This is a genomic window from Sphaerisporangium aureirubrum (assembly GCF_042658925.1).
Taxonomy (GTDB): Bacteria; Actinomycetota; Actinomycetes; order Streptosporangiales; family Streptosporangiaceae; genus Sphaerisporangium; species Sphaerisporangium aureirubrum.
In genome coordinates this window covers 1-14,518 of record NZ_JBHSRF010000016.1, presented here as the reverse complement: position 1 = coordinate 14,518, position 14,518 = coordinate 1, and the positions used below count along the sequence as shown (strand labels likewise).

At 72.6% G+C, this 14,518-nt stretch carries 10 protein-coding genes; 7 read left to right on the top strand and 3 right to left on the bottom strand.

Annotated elements, in window-relative coordinates; all coding sequences use genetic code 11:
- Positions 1-15: 15 nt before the first annotated feature.
- Entirely contained in the window at positions 16-873 is an 858-nt protein-coding gene (locus ACFP1K_RS14170) for a hypothetical protein (protein ID WP_380752046.1), read from the bottom strand.
- A 224-nt stretch (positions 874-1,097) separates the two neighbouring features.
- On the opposite strand from ACFP1K_RS14170, the gene ACFP1K_RS14165 reads away from it, so the two are divergent.
- Positions 1,098-2,066, top strand: coding sequence for a 4-hydroxy-3-methylbut-2-enyl diphosphate reductase (locus ACFP1K_RS14165; RefSeq protein ID WP_380752043.1), 969 nt, complete (start codon positions 1,098-1,100; stop codon positions 2,064-2,066).
- Between the two features lie 19 nt (positions 2,067-2,085).
- On the opposite strand, the gene ACFP1K_RS14160 is transcribed toward ACFP1K_RS14165, so the two are convergent.
- On the bottom strand, positions 2,086-2,631 hold the full coding sequence (locus tag ACFP1K_RS14160) for a DUF6542 domain-containing protein (RefSeq protein WP_380752040.1): 546 nt from the start codon (positions 2,629-2,631) through the stop codon (positions 2,086-2,088).
- A gap of 42 nt (positions 2,632-2,673) precedes the next feature.
- Positions 2,674-4,161: a DNA recombination protein RmuC gene (gene rmuC, locus ACFP1K_RS14155; protein WP_380752335.1), complete on the bottom strand. Its 1,488-nt coding sequence runs from the start codon at positions 4,159-4,161 to the stop codon at positions 2,674-2,676.
- A gap of 74 nt (positions 4,162-4,235) precedes the next feature.
- On the opposite strand from rmuC, the gene ychF reads away from it, so the two are divergent.
- The 6 genes from ychF to ACFP1K_RS14125 form a co-directional block, all read left to right on the top strand.
- Positions 4,236-5,312: a redox-regulated ATPase YchF gene (gene ychF, locus ACFP1K_RS14150; protein ID WP_380752037.1), complete on the top strand. Its 1,077-nt coding sequence runs from the start codon at positions 4,236-4,238 to the stop codon at positions 5,310-5,312.
- Between the two features lie 656 nt (positions 5,313-5,968).
- Positions 5,969-6,892 carry a conjugal transfer protein gene (locus ACFP1K_RS14145; protein ID WP_380752034.1) on the top strand — a complete coding sequence of 308 codons (924 nt, stop codon included), beginning with the start codon at positions 5,969-5,971 and terminating at the stop codon, positions 6,890-6,892.
- Positions 6,893-7,007: 115 nt separating this feature from the next.
- Positions 7,008-7,277, top strand: coding sequence for a hypothetical protein (locus ACFP1K_RS14140; protein WP_347638730.1), 270 nt, complete (start codon positions 7,008-7,010; stop codon positions 7,275-7,277).
- Between the two features lie 41 nt (positions 7,278-7,318).
- The gene (locus ACFP1K_RS14135) at positions 7,319-10,177 is read left to right on the top strand and encodes a TcpE family conjugal transfer membrane protein (RefSeq protein WP_380752031.1); all 2,859 of its coding nucleotides are present in this window, start codon (positions 7,319-7,321) and stop codon (positions 10,175-10,177) included.
- A 43-nt stretch (positions 10,178-10,220) separates the two neighbouring features.
- Positions 10,221-12,698 carry an ATP-binding protein gene (locus ACFP1K_RS14130; RefSeq protein ID WP_380752028.1) on the top strand — a complete coding sequence of 826 codons (2,478 nt, stop codon included), beginning with the start codon at positions 10,221-10,223 and terminating at the stop codon, positions 12,696-12,698.
- On the top strand, positions 12,695-14,518 hold a 1,824-nt coding region (locus ACFP1K_RS14125; protein WP_380752025.1), incomplete at its 3' end, for a type IV secretion system protein. The genes ACFP1K_RS14130 and ACFP1K_RS14125, both read left to right, overlap by 4 nt.

Here is a 14,518-nt window from a genome sequence, read left to right as displayed (position 1 = left end):
GCCTACAAAGCGGTGCTACTCGCCGCTCTCCAGCTTGGCGAGGCGCCTGGCGAACATCTGGACGACCTCGGGCCGGGCCGTGGTGCTCTGCTCGTACTCCAGCAGGGCGCGCATCTGGTCGACGCTCTTGCCGCGCATCCGGGCCCGCAGCGAGGCGACGGTCATCTCCGCGTACCCGGCCAGCGGCTCGGCGAGCGCCGCACCGGACTCGGTGGCCGCCTGCTTGGCCTTGGGCGCCGCCTTCGCCCTCGGGGTGGCGGGCTTCTTGCGGGTGGTGGCGGGCTTCGCCGCGGCGGGCTTGGCCTTGGGTGTGACGACGGCCTCGGCAGGGGTGACGACGGGCTCGGCCGGAGCGGTGACGGGCTCGGCCGGGGTGACGACGGCCTCGGCCGGGGCGGCGACGGGCTCGGTCTCCGTGACGGTGGCCGAGGGCTCGGTCACGGTCGCGGCGGGCTCTGCCACGGTCGACGCGGGCTCTGCCACGGTGGTGGGCTCGGGGGTCGTGGTGGCCGCGGGCTTGGTGGCGCCGTTGGAGGGGGCGCCGGTGGGGGCCGGGCTGGGGCGGGGGGCGAAGATGACCGGCTCGCGCCTGGCCGGCTTGTCCCGCTCGGGGGCCTCTTCGGTGGCGGTGGCCCAGGCGGAGTCGCGGTCGCCGGGCGCGGGGGCGGACACGTCGGTGTCCCGGTCGCCGACGATGTTGCGCAGCCGGGTGCGGACGCGGTCGCTGAGCGTCAGCGCCTGTCCCACGCCGGTCAGCGCCGTCTGCAGCACGTTGAGGGGGAGGTCCTTGGCCTTCTCCTTCAGCTCACCGGGATCGGAGACGGTCTGCCGGACATTCTTGGCGATGCTGCGGACGATGTCGGTCAGTGACATGCCGACTCCCTAAGAATCTGCTCTCGGGCGGCGTGTCTCGGACGGACCGTGCCGCGTAAGGTCAAGGGGCGAGGACGGTGCTGTCCTATCGCACACTCCCCTCAAGCATAGGGAAGCAGATATACCGCGCGTGCCAGGGGAAGCTCACCCATGACTTGGGATTATCCCCCGCGCCGTCCACAGGCCGGGCGGCCCCGGGAATCGCCTGCGCATACGATGGACCCATGATTTCTCAGACCACCGAGACCAAGCGTGTCCTCGTCGCCAAGCCGCGCGGCTACTGCGCGGGCGTCGACCGTGCGGTCCAGGCGGTCGAGAAAGCCCTGGAGCGGTACGGCGCGCCGATCTACGTCCGCAAGCAGATCGTGCACAACACCCACGTGGTCAAGACCCTGGAGGAGCGCGGCGCCGTCTTCGTCGAGGAGACCGACGAGGTCCCCGAGGGCGCGATCGTCGTCTTCTCCGCCCACGGCGTGGCCCCCGCCGTCCACGAGGAGGCCGCCGCCCGGTCCCTCAAGACCATCGACGCCACCTGCCCCCTGGTCACCAAGGTCCACAACGAGGCCAAGCGCTTCGCCGCGAGCGACTACGACATCCTGCTGATCGGCCACGAGGGCCACGAAGAGGTCGAGGGCACCGCCGGTGAGGCCCCCCGCCACGTCCGCCTCGTCGACGGCCCCGAGGGCGTCGCCTCGGTCCAGGTCCGCGACCCCGAGCGCGTCGTCTGGCTCTCCCAGACCACCCTCTCGGTCGACGAGACCACCGACACCGTGGCCCGCCTCCGCGACCGCTTCCCCGCGCTGATCGACCCCCCGAGCGACGACATCTGCTACGCCACCCAGAACCGCCAGATCGCCGTAAAGGAGATCGCCCGCGAGTCCGACCTGGTGATCGTCGTAGGCTCCACCAACTCCTCCAACAGCAAGCGCCTGGTAGAGGTCGCCAAGGACGCCGGCGCCCGCGCCTCCTACCTCGTCGACGACGCCGGCCAGATCGACGACACCTGGCTCGCCGACGTCACCACCGTGGGCGTCACCAGCGGTGCCTCGGTCCCCGAGTCCCTGGTCGAAGGCGTCCTCACCCACCTGGCCGCGCACGGCTACACCACCGTCGAGGAAGTCGAGTCCGTCGAGGAGAGCGTCCGCTTCGCCCTCCCCCACGAGCTCCGCCGCGACCTCCGCGCCTCTTCCTGACCCACGGTCCGTACGGGGATCAGGGGCCGCTCTGCACGCCGGGGCGGTCCTTGGGGTCGCGCGGGGAGCCGTAGACGCGGGGTTCGTAGTAGCCCTCCGGTTCGGGGGCGAACTTCGCGGGGACCGTCTTCGGGCGGACGGCCGGTCGGGTGGGGCGGTCCGAGCGCAGGTCGGCCTTCAGGGCGGTGATGTTGTCGGGGAGGCCGCGGAACCACGCGATGGCGAGCATGGCGGCCGAGGTGCCGAACAACCAGGGGGCGGCGGCGCTCAGGTCGGTGAACATGCCGAGGCCGAGGGCCTGGACCATGGACGGGGCGCCCAGGGCGGCGACGACGGCCGAGATCAGGGTGACCAGGAAGAACAGCAGCGGAGGGGTCACCGCGAGGGCGAGCAGGTCTTTGGGCTGGACCAGCAGGACGGCCACCACGCAGGCGGCGGCGAAGGTGGCGCAGGTGACGGTGATCGAGCCGGTCAGCTCGGAGGCCAGGGTGATGACGAAGACGAGCGTGACGGCTCCCCGTGCGGTCAGCCTGACCCCTGGTCGCGTGCGCTCCCGAGCTACCACTGTCGTCCCCTCCAGGCCCGGCCCCACCTGGCCGGGGCCGCCCTACGACGAGCCTGGCGCAAACTTACCGCCCGGGGGCGGACCCGGGAACGCCCTTGCCTTCTCTTCACCAGCGGGTTGCGGCTCAGGGCCCATCCCCGCACCACGACCGTCCTCCCGGGCCCGCCCGTCGCCGGACAGGCCGCCGTCGTCCTTCTGATCGTCAGGCGGGACGTCCTCGCCGTCACCCGGTCGCCCGGGGGACGCGTCCTCGGGGTCGTCCGTGACGAGCTCGGGCACGGAGGGTGGGCGGGGGAGGTCCTCGATCAGCTCGGGGGCGGGGAGGGGGGCGTTCACGACGCCGAGGTCGTTGAGTTTGCGTGCGGTCACCAGGACGCGGGTCTCCAGGGAGCCGACGGTCTGGTTGTAGGTGGCGACGGCGCGGCCGAGGGTGCGGCCGAGGGTGTCGAGGCTGCGGCCCATGGTGCCGAGGCGGTCGTAGAGCTCCTTGCCGAGGTCGAACACGGCGCGGGCGTTGTCGCTCAGAGCGGCTTGCTGCCAGGCGTACTGGGCGGTGCGCAGCATGGTGATCAGGGTGGTTGGGGTGGCGATGTGGACGCGGCGGGACATGGCGTATTCCAGGAGGGCGGGGTCGCGTTCCAGGGCCGGTGCCAGGAAGGCCTCGCCGGGGATGAACAGCACCACGAACTCGGGCGTGGGGGTGAACGCCTGCCAGTACATCTTGGACGCCAGCCGGTCGACGTGCTCGCGCATGTGGCGGGCGTGCGCGTCCAGCCGTACGTCCACGACGCCGTCCTCCGCGGCCTCGGCGGCTTCCAGGTACGCGGCGAGGGACACCTTGGAGTCCACCACGATGTTCTTGCCCCCGGCCAGCCGCACCACCATGTCCGGCCGCACGACCCCGCCGGGCGTGGTCGCGCTCGCCTGCTCGTCGAAGTCGCAGAACCGCGCCATCCCCGCGATCTCCGCGACCCGCCGCAGTTGCAGCTCCCCCCACCGGCCCCGCGCCTCGGGCCGCCGCAGCGCCCGCACCAGCGCCCCGGTCTGCGCCCGCAGCTGCTCGGAGCTGTGCCGGACGAAGTCCATCTGCTTGCCGAGCTCGGCGTGCGCCACGCGGTACCCGGTCTCGCTCTGCCGCAGCTGGTCCTGCACCTGCGCCAGCGTGTCGCGCAGCGGTGCCACGAGGTTCTCCACGGCCTGCCTGCGCTGTTCCAGGTCCCCGGCGGCGTCGGACCGGGAGGCGGCCAGTCTGCCCTCGGCCAGTTCGAGGAACCGCAGGTTGTTGACGTCGAGCGCCCGGTTGGACAACGTCTGGAAGCGCTGGGTCATCTGCTCCTCGACGTAGGACACCTTCTCCTCGGCGGCCAGCGCCGCCGCCTCGGCGAGCGCGGCCCGGCGCTCGGCCTCGGTGGCCCGCGCCTCGGCCGCCGCGGCCCCGGCGGCGGCGCGGGCCCGGCCGAGCGCGAACCCCACGACCAGCCCGGCCGCGAGCCCTGCCACGAGTTGGAAGGCGAGCGCCATGACGTCCATCTGTCGCATGATTCCAGTCCCGAGGTCCCCGCGCGGTACGGCGTACGGTCCGGGGCTTACTAAACTCGGCGGACGTGAGCCTGAGCATCGGCATCGTCGGCCTGCCCAACGTCGGCAAGTCCACCCTTTTCAACGCGCTGACCAAGAGCGGCAACGCCCTGGCGGCGAACTACCCGTTCGCCACGATCGACCCCAACGTGGGCGTCGTAGGCGTGCCCGACCCCCGGCTGAACACGCTGGGCGAGCTGTTCGGCTCGGCGCGCATCCTCCCGGCCAAGCTCGAGTTCGTGGACATCGCCGGCCTGGTCCGCGGCGCCTCGGAGGGCCAGGGGCGGGGCAACCGCTTCCTCGCCAACATCCGCGAGACCGACGCCATCTGCCAGGTGATCCGGGTCTTCTCCGACCCCGACGTCACCCACGTGGACGGCGAGGTCTCCCCGCGCCGCGACATCGAGACGATCAACACCGAGCTGATCCTCGCCGACCTTCAGACCCTGGAGAAGGTCCTGCCGCGCCTGACCAAGGAGGCGAAGCAGAACAAGGACGCCAAGGCGACCCTGGAGGCGGTCGAGGCGGCGAACAAGGTGCTGGACGCCGGCACCACCCTGTACGCCTCGGGACTGGACCTCGCGCCCCTGCGTGACCTCCACCTGCTGACGGCCAAGCCGTTCCTGTACGTCTTCAACCTGGACGCCGACGAGCTGACCGACGACGACCTGCGGGCCCGCATGGCCGCCCTGGTCGCCCCGGCCGAGGCGGTGTTCCTGGACGCCAAGATCGAGTCGGAGCTGGTCGAGCTGCCCGACGACGAGGCGCTGGAGCTGCTGCAGTCGGTCGGCCAGGAGGAGTCCGGCCTCACCCAGCTGGCCCGCATCGGCTTCGAGACCCTGGGCCTGCAGACCTACCTCACGGCCGGCCCCAAGGAGTCCAGGGCGTGGACCATCCGCAAGGGCGCCACCGCCCCGGAGGCCGCCGGCGTCATCCACACCGATTTCCAGCGCGGTTTCATCAAGGCCGAGGTCGTCTCCTTCGACGACCTGGTCGCCGCCGGTTCGATGGCCTCCGCCCGCTCCGCCGGAAAGGCCCGGATCGAGGGCAAGGAGTACGTGATGCGGGACGGCGACGTGGTGGAGTTCCGCTTCAACGTTTGAGGCCGGTGTTTCGCCGCGGCTACCAATGCGTGGCCGTCAGGTAATCGAGCGGGGCTCGCCGCCCGCGTACCCTCCTTTGTTTGGGTCGTCCTGTGAGGTGCGCGGGGCGGGTGGTCGTGGCCGCGGCGCCCAGGGGCGCGGACGGCGGAAGGGAGGCCGGTGCGTGCGGACGGTTCGCTGCCTCCGGGCCGAGCCTGTCGCATTGGTCGCCGCGGGACGGAAAGAGCCCGTGAACAGCGGTAATGTCGTCATCGTCAGCCGTTTTCCGAGTGATTACCCCTCTGGTGCGAGCTTTGTCCCTATTGCGAACTTTGTCGCGGAGGTGAATGGTGGCTCGCGAGCGGATGACGTCTCCATGCCCCGCGTGAACTTCGCGCCGCGAGGCCAGGACCAGCAAGAAGACCCAGTTGGTCTGTCGTGGCGATGCCTGCGGCATGGGCGTGGCTTTCCTGGAACAATTGGTGAGGCCGCTAAGGTGAATACTTCACCATGGATAACGGGATTGATGGTAAGACGACAGCGCGTCAGCCGGGGGGATCGGCGCGAGCGGAGGCGTGATGGCTCGCAGGTCAGACGTCCAGCACGGTCCGCGGACCGCTGGCGAACCCGAGCATTCGACGTACCCTCCGTCGCCCTACGATCCGGACCCTGATCCCGTGCAGGCTCGGGGACGCAGCGCCCCGCGGCGCGGCTGGTCCGGCGGGGGCGGGCGCTGGCTGGTGTGGGTCGGCCGCGCCGTGCTGTGGGCCATCATCATCGTGATCGTGGTGAACGGCGTGCGCGCGCCGATCGAGCGGTTCACCCAGGGGGAGCAGCCCGGCCAGGTGACGGCCCAGCCGACCGGCTTGGGGTTCCCCGAGGCCGAGGCGGCGGCGTTCGCCGGGCAGTTCGCCACCGCGTACCTCAACTTCGACGGCGCCAAGCCCGACGACCGGGCCGAGCGGCTCCAGCCGTTCCTCCCCGAGGGCGCCGAGCGCCAGTTCGGCTGGAACGGCTTCGGCCGCATGAGCACCGGCGGCATCCAGCTCTCCGGCGTCGAGGTGACCGACGCGCAGAACGCCGTGGTCACCGTCCTCGCCCAGTCCGGCCCCCAGCGCTGGAAGCTGTCGATCCCCGTCTACTACGCCGACCACCGGTTCGTCGTCTCCGGCCAGCCGGCCCTGCTGCCCGCCGGCGACCCGGCCGGGTTGCCGCAGGCCGCCGAGCCCGAACGCGACGACGTCACCGAGAGCGAGCTGCGCCCGCAGCTGGAGGGCTTCTTCAAGGCGTTCGCCCTGGGCGACGCCACCCAGCTCCAGCGGTTCGTGGTGCAGGGCACCACGCTCGACGGCTTCGGCGGCAAGGTCACCCTGGCCGAGCTGAAGACCGTCATCGCCCCGCCCGGCGGCACCAGCCGCGAGGTGACCGCCGTGGTCGTGTGGGCCGTCCCGACCAGCGCGAGCCCCGCGCCAGAGGCGACGTCCACCGACCCCACCGCCCAGTCGGCGGGCCTGGAGCAGGCCTACCGCCTGTCCATGGAGAAGCAGGGCGACAACTGGTACGTCAAGAGCATTCGCGGCGCGACCAGGTCTGTGGGGTGAGGGCGGCCGTCATGAGGGAGGGCGAGGGTGGACCGAGGGGAGCGCGTGACCGGGCCTGTGGGACCGGGCGGCGCGACCAGGAGCAGGAGGACGAGAGTTGGTTCTGAAAGTAATCGTGGAGAGCGCCTTGGAGCTCGTGACGCCGACGGCACCGGCGGGCGGCGGGGTGAACACCGCGGGCCTGGCGGACTTCCTGCGGAAGTTCTTCGCCCCCCTGTTCCTCGTCGTGGTCTCCGTGGTCGCGATCTTCTTCCTCTTCACGCGTGAGATCACCAGGTTCGTGCAGTTCATCATCCTGGCGATCGCCATCGGAGTGATCTTCTACGTGCCCAACATCATCGAGGTGACCGCACGGGCCATCGCGGGGGCGCTCGGCATCAAGTGACCATGACCGCGTCGGCGTGACAGGGAGAGGAGGATCATCGGGTGGACCTGCCTACCTATACGAATATCTGGCGGATCGAGAAGCGGCTCTACAAGCTGTACGACCTCCGGCTGCCGATGCCGCTTCCGATCGTCTGGATCGGCGTGTTCGTGGGCGTGCTGGCTCCGTGGTCGATCCTGCTCGCCCTGGTCGGGGTGCCGTTCGAAACGCCGTGGCACGTGCTGTACCTCGTGCCGCCCGGCGTCGTGACGTGGCTGTCGACCCGCCCGGTGATCGAGAGCAAGCGGCTCAACGAGCTGTTGCAGTCCCAGGTCCGCTACCTCAGCGAGCCGCGCACCTGGTGCCGCCTGGCCCCCGTCGAGGAGCCCGTCGAGATCACGCTCACCGCCCGCGTCTGGCGCACGGCACCTCCGCCGGGACGCGCCGCCGCGACGGCCGGGGCCACGGCCAGGTCGCGGCGTGGCACGCGCGGCAAGGCCAAGCACACCGCGCCGCGCCGCCGTCCGCTGGAGGCGTGGCACGCCTCCCGCGCCATGCCGTCGGTCAAGCCGGCCGGTCGCACGCAGGCCCCCGCCCTGGTCCCCGGTGAGGTCCGCCCCGCCGTCGCCGCCGCCGCGGCGGCCGTGACCGGCACGTCCCCCGCCGAGACCCCCGCGGTCCGCACTCCAGAACGCCCCCGCGTCACCTGGGGCAGCGTCGTCACCGAGCCCGCCACCCCCACCGTCCCCCGCCCCGGCACGGCCACCCCGGCCTCCCGCCCCGGTACCGGCACCCCGGCCTCCCGCCCCACCACGGGAACCCCGTCGCCACGGACCGGCACGGGCACCCCCGCCTCGCGCCCCGGCACGGGAACTCCGGCATCGCGCCCCGGTACGGGAACTCCGGCCTCGCGCCCCGGCACGGGAACTCCGGCGTCGCGCCCCGGTACGGGGACTCCCGCGTCGCGCCCCGGTACGGGGACTCCTGCGTCACGCCCGGGTACAGGTACCCCCGCGCTACCCGGAACGGGATCCCCGGCGCGCGCCGGGACTCCGCCGTCGCGCCCGGCCACCGGCACTCCGGCCCCGCGGCCGACCTCCGGCACCCCTGAACTCGGTCCGCTCACGGGCACCCCTGAACTCGGTCCGCTCACGGGCACCCCTCAGCTCGGTCCGCTCACGGGCACCCCCGAACCGGCCCCGCCCGCGGCGATCCCCGCCGTGCCGGACCGCACGGCCCTGCCTCCGGCCGCCCTGCACCGTCCCTCCTCCCAGCCGCCGGCCACCACGCCTCCCCCCGCCAAGCCGGTGGCGGCGCCCGAGCCCGCGGCGCCCGCCGCCGGGCAGCCCGCCCAGGAGCCCATCGGGACCGAGGCCCTGCGCCGCCTGCGCAGGCTCGCGGCGTCCGCCGAGGCGAAGAGGACGGCGGAGCGCGCCGCCTCGCCGGAGCAGGCGCAGCGGTCCATCCGCCCGCCCCAGAACCCCGCCCTCCCCGGACGGCAGCCCGCCGCACCCGGCGGGGAGCCGGCCGTACCAGGCGGGGCACCAGCCGTACCCGGACAGGAGCTCGCCGTCCCCGGCCAGGAACTCGCCGTGCCGGAAGCCGGAACCCCCGGCCAGGAGGCCGCCGTGGCGCCCGCGCCCGGGCGGGAGCGGCTGTTGTCGGCCCAGGACCAGGAACTCCTCGCGGCGCTCGGCACCGAGGCCGCCGAACAGCATCGCAAGGGCCAGCCGCCGCGCCCGGCGAGCCCGGGGCGGCTCCCCGAGGTCCGCACGTCCCGTTCGGGACGCCCGCTGCCCGGCGAGGCCGCGGCGGCCCGCGGGTCGGGCGCGTCCGCGCCGAGGCCGGGCGCACGGAGCCCGGCGCGGCCGGGGACCCGCGAGCAGGCGCCCCCGCTGTCCATCAGGACCGTCCCCGCCGGGCCGGGCACCACCGCCGACCCCGCCGCGCCCTCGGTGCCCGTGCCGGTGCCGAGGCCGGGCGAGGAGCCGAGGATGCGCCGCGTCGAGTCGGTCGTCGGCCGGGACCAGTCGGGCGGCTGGCGCCGTCTCGCCCAGGTCGTGGTCGGTGGCGGCGGGCCGGGCCGCGGCGACGGCGTCGACAGCGACGAGGCCAGGACGCGCACCCCGCTGACGGGCAGCCGCCGCGTCGTCGTGCTCGGCTGCACCGGCGGCGCGGGCCAGACCACCACCACCCTGATGCTCGGCCACACCCTCGCCCGCCACCGCGAGGACCGCGTGCTGGCCGTGGACGCCAACGTCGGCGACCACACCATGACCGCCCGCGTCCCGGTGGACTCTCCCGAGACGCTGACCTCCCTGCTGGCCGGCCTGGACGGCGTGAACGGCTACCTCGGCATGCGCGCCTACACCACCAGGTGCGAGTCGGGCCTGGAGGTCGTGGCGTCCGACTCCGACGCGGCGGCGTCCCGGCGGCTCGCCGACCGCGGCCTGTTCTCCGACCAGCGCCTCGCCCAGACCGTGCGGCTGCTCGACCGCCACTACCGCGTCATCCTCGTCGACCCCGCCGCCGCGGTCGCGGCCCGCATGCTGCCGTACGCCGACCAGCTCATCATGGTGGCCCCCGCCAGCGAGGACGCCCCGGACGCGGTCGCGATGACCCTCGACTGGCTGGACGGCCACGGGTCCACCGAGCTGCGCCGCAGGGCCATCCTGGTGATCAACGGCGTGAGCCGCCGCAGCATGGGCGGCGTGGAGCAGGCGGAGGCGGTGGCCAGGGGCCGCTGCCGCGCCATCGTCCGGGTGCCCTGGGACGACGAGCTGGCTCCCGGGCGCCCCGGCGCCGCCGACCCCGCGCACCTGCGGGTCGGCAGCCGCCGGGCGTACCTCGCCCTGGCGGGGGTTGTGGCAAGCGGCCTGGCGGTGGCGAGCCGCCCGAGCGAGGAGGAAGTGGCCCAGTGACCACCAGACGACGTGTCCCGATGACGGCACGGCGGTCCGGCTGATGGCGCGATCGTCACGGTCGAGGAGCAGGCTGGCCGTCCGGTACTTCGACGACCGCATCCTTCTCACCGACTCGGCGGCGTGGGCGTACTTCCGGCTTCCCACGGTGAGCTACGAGTTCGTCACCGCGGAGGAGCGTGAGGCGCTCGCCACCAACATCACCATCGCCCTCGCCGCGATCCGCATGAGCGACGCCGAGGTGCACCTGCGGGTGGCGCACCGCGCGTACCCGGCGGCGGAGTGGGCGATGACGCTGAACGCCACCTCCGACGAGGGCGACGGCTGGCGCGACTACCTGGAGGAGATGTACCGCCACGTCTGGGCCAAGGACTTCTGGTCCAAGGAGGTCTACCTCGGCGTCCGGCTCGGCAACCGCGGCGCGCAGCTCGGCACCGGCGTGCTCGCCCAGCTCATCGGCTTCTACCAGCGCAGCGAGAAGACCCTCGGCCTGGAGGACGACCACGTCCCGGACAGCGAGATCGACAAGTGGACCGAACAGGCCGAGCGCCTCGGCCGCGCCCTGGCCGCCAGCGCCCTGTACGCCCGCCACGCGAGCTCCGGCGACGTCGCCTGGCTGTTCAGGCACGCCGCCGCCGGTTCCCTCGGCGACCCGCCCGGGTCGGCGTCCCCGACGAGGCGGTGGGGCAAGGGCGAGATCGAGTCGCTGGTCGAGGGCCAGATCCACAACGGCCGGTCGTTCCTGCGCATCCAGCAGCCCGCCGGAGACTCCTACGTCGCCCACCTGTCGTTCGCCCGGTTCCCCGACCTGATGCCGTTCCCCGACGGCGAGCCCTGGCTGCACTTCGTCGACCAGTTACCTTTCCCCGTGGAGGTCAGCTCCCGCATGCGCCTGATCCCTCCGGTCAAGGCGAGCAAGGACGTCGCGCGCAAGCTCGCGCACGCCAGGGACATGGACATCCACATCCGCGAGGCCGGCGCCGAGGCTCCCATCGCGCTGGCGGAGCAGATCGACGCGGCCCGCATGCTGGAGCACGGCATCACCAAGGAACGGCTTCCGTTCGTGTACGGCTGGCACCGCCTCATCGTGGCCGCGCCGACCGAGGAGATGTGCCTGCAGCGGGTCGAGGCGGTGGTGGAGCACTACCGCGACATGGGCATCGACATCGTGAACTCCACCGGCGACCAGTTCTCGCTTTTCTGCGAGGCGCTGCCCGGTGAACGGGTGCGGGTCAACGCCTACGCCCAGCGGCAGCCGCTGCGCACCATCGCCGGCGGCATGGCCACCGCCACCGTCGACCTCGGCGACCGCATCGACGAGTCCGGCGCGGGCTGGGCCGGGCCGTACATCGGGGAGACGCTCGGCCGGGCCCGGTCGATCGTGCACTTCGACCCGCTGGTGGCGGCCACCCGCAACCGCCCGACGGCCATCGCCATCACCGGCGAGCCGGGCGGCGGCAAGACCACGCTCGCGCTGCTGATGATCTACCAGATGGCGCTGCGCGGCGTCACCGTCGCGGTCATCGACCCCAAGGGGGACGCCGAGTCGCTGGTGCAGCTGCTGCAGCGCCGGGGCCGCAAGGCGCGCATCATCCCGCTGGGGTCCGCCGAGCCGGGCCTGCTCGACCCGTTCTCCTTCGGCGACGACATCGCCGCGAAGAAGACCATGGCGACCGAGACGCTGCGGCTGCTGCTGCCGCGCATGTCGGAGGAGCGCGAGTCCGCGATGATCCAGGCGGTCTCGTCGGTCTCCAACGGGCCCGATCCCTCGCTGGGCAAGGTCGTGGACCACCTGGAGCAGGCCGAGGACCCCGCCTCACGCAACCTCGGCGCGGTGCTGCGCTCGATGTCCGACATGCACCTGGCCCGGCTCTGCTTCGACCGCTCGGGCGGCTCCCAGATCGACACCGAGGGCTGGACCACGGTGTTCACCCTCGGCGGCCTGACCCTGCCCGACGTCGCCGCCGCGCGGGACGACTACTCGTACGAGCAGCGGCTGTCGGTGGCGCTGCTCTACCTGGTGTCGCAGTTCGCCCGGCGGCTGATGAACGGCCTGGACCGGCGCTCGCCCAAGGCCATCTTCCTGGACGAGGCGTGGGCGATCACCTCGACGCCGGAGGGCGCCAAGCTGGTGCCCGAGGTCTCTCGGATGGGCCGGTCGCGCAACACCGCGCTGGTGCTCGTCTCGCAGAACGCCGGGGACCTGCTCAACGAACAGGTGACCAACTGCCTCTCCTCGGTGTTCGCGTTCCGCTCCACCGAGCGGGTCGAGGTCGAGCACGTGCTCGCGCTGCTCGGCGTGGAGGCGTCCGAGGAGCACAAGGCGGCGCTGCGCGCGCTCGGCAACGGCGAGTGCGTCTTCCGGGATCTGGACGGCCGGGCCGGGCGTATCGGGGTGGACCTCATCTCCGAGGACCTGCTGCGTTGGCTGGACACGAATCCGACGCATGACAAACCCGGCGAGAGCAGTGATGATCGCATTGGGACCAGGTCCGGGATGGCACAGGAGGTGCGGTCATGAGGCGTGGTGGTGGGCGGCGGCTGCGGCGCAAGATCCTTCTGGTCCTGGCGATCCTCGCGGCGATCGTCGTGGTGCCGATCGCCTTCTCCCCGCTGACGGCGAGCGCGGCCGGGCCGTGCGACCTGTCGCCCGACCTCGCGCCCGAGATGGTCGGCGGCGGCGTCGACGGCCTCGTCAAGCCGCCCCTGCCCGACGACGCCGTGGCGCCCAACACGGCGCCCGGCCCGGACGGCTCGGCCACCACGAGCACCGGGCGGCTGCCCAACCCGGTGACCAACTACGACCGGTACGGCATGGCCGGGCAGTTCTGGCACACCTACGAGCTGGGCTGCAACGACGTGGCCGCGGTGCTCGGCAACGCCTGGGCCAACACGGTGTTCTCCTGGGCCAAGGCCATCGACCGCATGACGATCACCACCTACGAGGCCGCGGCGACCGAGGGGCCGTTGCAGTCCATCAAGGACGTGGTCGACGACATCATCACCAACCTCGCCAACGCCATGTACTGGCCGTACCTGCGGGTGATCATCCTGCTCGGCGCGGTGTGGCTGGCGTGGTACGGCCTGATCCGCAAACGCGCCAGCACCACGGCCGAGGGCGTCATCTGGATGATCCTCGCCGTCACGGTCGCGGTGTGGTTCTTCAGCAGGCCGGGCGACTTCACCGGCCTCGGCAAGGCCGTGACCGACAAGACCGGTGAGATCGTCAACTCGGCGTTCAGCGGGCTGCCCGGCGCGGGCGGCGCGTCCTGCCTGCCCGTCAAGGGCCAGGCCAGCCCCAAGGCCGGGCCCGGCGGCTACGGCCAGAGCGGCACCCCCGGCGTCACCCAGAACGCCGACGCGCTGTGGTCCACCCTGGTCTGCAAGCCGTGGCTGATGGGCGAGTTCGGCACGGCCGACCCCGCCGCGCCGGTGGTGGCGGTGATGGGGCCGAAGGTGTTGGACATCCAGGCCAGCGACCTGCAGGAACAGTCGTCCGGGCAGAAACCGGGCTCCGGCGCGCACCAGAGCCGGTTCGAGCAGGAGGTCGCCAAGCCGCTGGAGAACACCCCGATGTTCTTCCTGTTCCAGGGCAAGGACTGGACCAGCAGGCTGGGCATCGCCATCGGCGCGCTCATCGCGGCCATGGTCGCCGGGGTGCTGATCTTCCTGGTGGCGGTGTCGCTGATCGCGCTCAAGATCGGGTTCCTGCTGTTGCTGATCATGGGGCCGGTGTTCCTGCTGATCGGCGTGCATCCGGGCACCGGGCGCATCATCGCCATGCGCTGGGTCGAGATGCTGGTCGGCACGCTGCTCCGACAAGCGGTGCTCGCACTCGTACTGGGCGTGCTGGTGTACGGCTATGCCCTGATCATCTCCACGGCCCTGCCATGGGGCATGCAGATCATGTTCATCGCGCTGCTGACCATCGCCGTGTTCTTCTACCGGCGGCCGTTCCAGCATCTGTTCGCCTCGATGGACGGGCACACGCTCGCCACCCGCATGCTCGGCGAGGCGGCCAGCGCGCCCACGCTGTCGCGGGCCGCGAACGTCCTGCCGCCGGTCGCCGCGGCCCGGATGGGACGGTGGGGCCTGCGCAAGGCCGAGCCGCTCATCAACGCCGCCGCTGCGGTCAGCGCGGGGAGCGCGGCGGCGTCCGCCGCGTCGGTCGCCCAGGGCCGGGTGCGCGGCGAGGAGGTCGCCGGGTCCGCCCAGCAGGCCGGCGCCCGCGCGGCCGCGGGAGCGCAACCTGTGCCGCTGGACACCGACGGCCAGGCGGGCGTACGCCGCAAGGCGACCGGCCGCGGCACGGCCGTGGCCCGGCCCGGCGCCGCGCCGCCG